Genomic DNA, 3013 nt, shown 5'->3' on the forward strand with positions numbered 1-3013 from the left:
ACCGAAGGGTATTAGCCGGTCGTGAACAGCCGCATCGCGGGATTCGACTTCCCCCACCACCTGGCCGTCGCCACCGACGCCTCCCACCAAGAAGGCGACCCGCCCGGCCTGGGGTGAGTGGCCAGCAACGGCCGATGGGGCATACAACGCCGCGGCGCCAGAAGCCGCCACCGCCTCAACCCCGCCCCCACAGCCACGGTCCTCGTCGCCGAGTTGTACGCGTCCACGAAGCGCTATGTGCCCTCGCCGACGACGCCCACGAGGCGACCCTCATCATGGACAGCACATCCGCAGCCGACTACCTCCGTACGTGGCAGCAGGGCGACACAACCCGGATGCCGGACGGCTACAGCCTCCACCCACGCACCACCGCCGCCCACCGACACTCTCGCCGGCCCGGTGTTCACGCCATGGCGGGCCTGGCCGACGACGCCCGACCAGGGAGCAGCGGCAGACCTGTATCGACGTGCTGCATGCTCGCCGGATCGTTCCTGCAATTGACACCCGTCTGATCCCCCGCGGGTGCCGGCCCCTCAGGCTGAGCCCGCCGCCGCAGGCTAGGCGGGCGGTAGGTGCCCCGGTGAGAGAGCAGCGGCGAGTTCCTGTACGCCTGGCACGCGCGCGTGCCGGGCGGCGAGTTCGTCGGCGATCCGGCGGATCGACGGACGGTCGGCGACCTCGGCGGGAGCCTGCCGGTGCGCGGACAGCAGCGCCTTGGCCGTCTCCTCGGGCTTCCCCCACTGCCACCACGCCCGCGCTAGATCGGTGTGGAACCGTGCTCGCCGCTCTGGCGTCGGGAACATCCCTTCCCGCAGGTGACCGGCGGCGTGCAGCGCGGTCCCGGCATCCCCAAGGGCGTAGTGGACATCGACCCGGTACAGCGCGACGAACGGCCCGGCTGCGCCGGGCCGGGCAGTCAGACGTTCAAGCCGCTGCGCGGCACGCTCGGCCTCCCCGATCCCATCCAGCGCGCCCGTGCGGTCACCGGCCCACGCCGCCGTGTACGCTTCCGCGCACAGCAGCCGCATCGCCACCGATGTTTGCGCGGGCGTTCGCAGTCCGGTGGCGTCGAGCCGGTCGATGGCCTGCCGAAATACCCGCAGCGCGATCGGGTGGCGGCCTTCGGTGCGCAGCATCATGCCCAGCGCCCGCGCGGACGCCCCCATCGCCACCGGGTCACCTGACCGCTCAGCGCACCCCACGGCGCGGTCGGCGGTGATCCGCGCCGCCTGCTTGCGGCCGATCTTGTTCAGGGTGTCGGTGGCAAGGTCGTAGCAGGCCGCGAGCGCCTGCAAGGCGGCCGGGGTGTTGGACCGTTCGGCGGTATCTCGCGCGGTGGCGACAAGACCGGGCAGGGCGGCCACCAGGGCGGTCAGCGCGCTGGCGTTGTACTGGCGGCGTGCTGCGGCGAGCAGTTCCTTGATCTGCCCAGGGCCGGCGGGCGGGCCGGGAGGGGGCGGCAGCGCGAGCATGTCATCGACCCGCTCCAAGAGCGGGACCGGGATGCTCAACCCGACGGCCAGCAGTGTGCGTCGCCGCATCGGATCAGCCTCTTCTCCGTCGTCGCGGTGTCCGCTCACTGTAACCACGGGCACCCGCTCAGCGGAGTATGCGCGCCTTACCGTTCCCGATCCGCCGCGCTGGAGTCCCAGCCGCCGCGGCGGCATCTGGTACAGCCGGGACAGCGCCGCGGCGTACTCCGCGCTGAGGGAGACGGTGCCGTGTTCCCATCGGCACAGCATCGCGGTGTTCACCGCAGGGGCGGGCAGCCCCTCGGCTTGGTACAGGGCGGCCAGCGCCTGCAAGGCGGCCGGGCGGGACCAGCCGTGGGCCAGCCGCCACGCCTCCAGCGGCAACAGTTCAGGAAGGTCGGCGAGGATGGCTCCCGCCGTGTGCTCCACGCCCAGCCCGCGCCGCTGGCACTCCAGGCGAATCATCCGGGCGCGGCGTTGCAGCTCGGCCCGTCGTGCTCGATCCATGGCCATGGCGACCTCCGGAGCGACCCACGTTGCATCGACGGTAACCCGACGACCGGCAACAGGGCATTGCCGTGGCGGCAATGTCCCGGACACCGCGGCATTGTCCCGTGGCCGTGCTGCGCCGTTTTCTGGATGACAGAAGCCGCCGGCCGCCGCTGGCGGGAACACTGATCGGAGGAACCCGTGACCACCACCGCGACCCCCGCAACACCGGCGAGCGCTCGGGCGTTCACCGTCGCCTTCCCCGAGGCGTTCACCCCCGCCTGGAGCCGCATCGACGGCATCACCATCGACGGCCCCAACCTCACCCTCGACCCGGCGGCGTACTTCTTCCGCTACGACGACCCCTCCTGGCTGGTGTGTGACTGGGAGCTGGTGCGCGCCGAACTCCTCGACGGCCGCCAGGCCGAGACCCCGCAGAGAGCGGCCGAGCAGCGCGCCCTGGAGTTCATCCACACCCACGGCCGCACCACCCGCGACCCGGCCGAGGTCTTGCGCATCGGCTACCAGGTCGCCAGCTTCATCTTCCGGGACGAGCTCCTGGAGGAGCCGGGCCTGGACGTCACTCCGCGCCAGCTCGTGGCGCTGCGGGAGGCTACGACGATCATGTCGCTCAACAAGGTCCAGCTCGACGGCACGATTTCCAACGTGGGGCCGTGCTGGTTCTTCCCCATCGCCACCTCGGTGGTGTTCGAGCTCCCCGAACAGGAGGCCCGCAGTTTGGACGAGCTCTACCACGGCATGTGGTTCAACGAGTACCGGCGGATCGAGTCCGTGCTGGCGCACGCGGCGCTCGGCGGCCGGCTGGTGCACGGCTGCCAGGCCGCGCCAGACATGAGGGGCGGCTGCGTCCTGTCCTACGGCACCGACCTGGCCGGGTTCCGCCGGGACCTGGAGACCTTCGACGCGCAGTGGAAGGCCCGCATCGAGGCGATGCGCGCCGCCTGACCGCGCCGCGGTGACCCTGCCTTGGGGAGGTCCCGGCGAGGGGGACCTCCCCACCCCCTCCCCCTTGTTTCGTGTTGCTGTGGAGG

The 3013-nt window shown here is 71.5% G+C and carries 2 protein-coding genes; one reads left to right on the plus strand and one right to left on the minus strand.

Going from position 1 to position 3013, the window contains the following annotated elements; genetic code table 11:
- Positions 1-557: 557 nt before the first annotated feature.
- Positions 558-1985 carry a hypothetical protein gene (locus C1I98_RS37235; RefSeq protein WP_199537508.1) on the minus strand — a complete coding sequence of 476 codons (1428 nt, stop codon included), beginning with the start codon at positions 1983-1985 and terminating at the stop codon, positions 558-560.
- Between the two features lie 177 nt (positions 1986-2162).
- Between C1I98_RS37235 and C1I98_RS37240 the strand changes: the two genes are divergently transcribed.
- Entirely contained in the window at positions 2163-2927 is a 765-nt protein-coding gene (locus C1I98_RS37240; protein ID WP_111171960.1) for a hypothetical protein, read from the plus strand.
- Positions 2928-3013 lie beyond the last annotated feature (86 nt).

It is taken from the genome of Spongiactinospora gelatinilytica (genome assembly GCF_003236385.1).
Classification (GTDB): Bacteria; Actinomycetota; Actinomycetes; order Streptosporangiales; family Streptosporangiaceae; genus Spongiactinospora; species Spongiactinospora gelatinilytica.

Bases quoted from the DNA above. Each gene is read 5' to 3' on its own strand.
- C1I98_RS37235 (WP_199537508.1), bottom strand. From the start codon at position 1,985: ATGGCCATGGATCGAGCACGACGGGCCGAGCTGCAACGCCGCGCCCGG.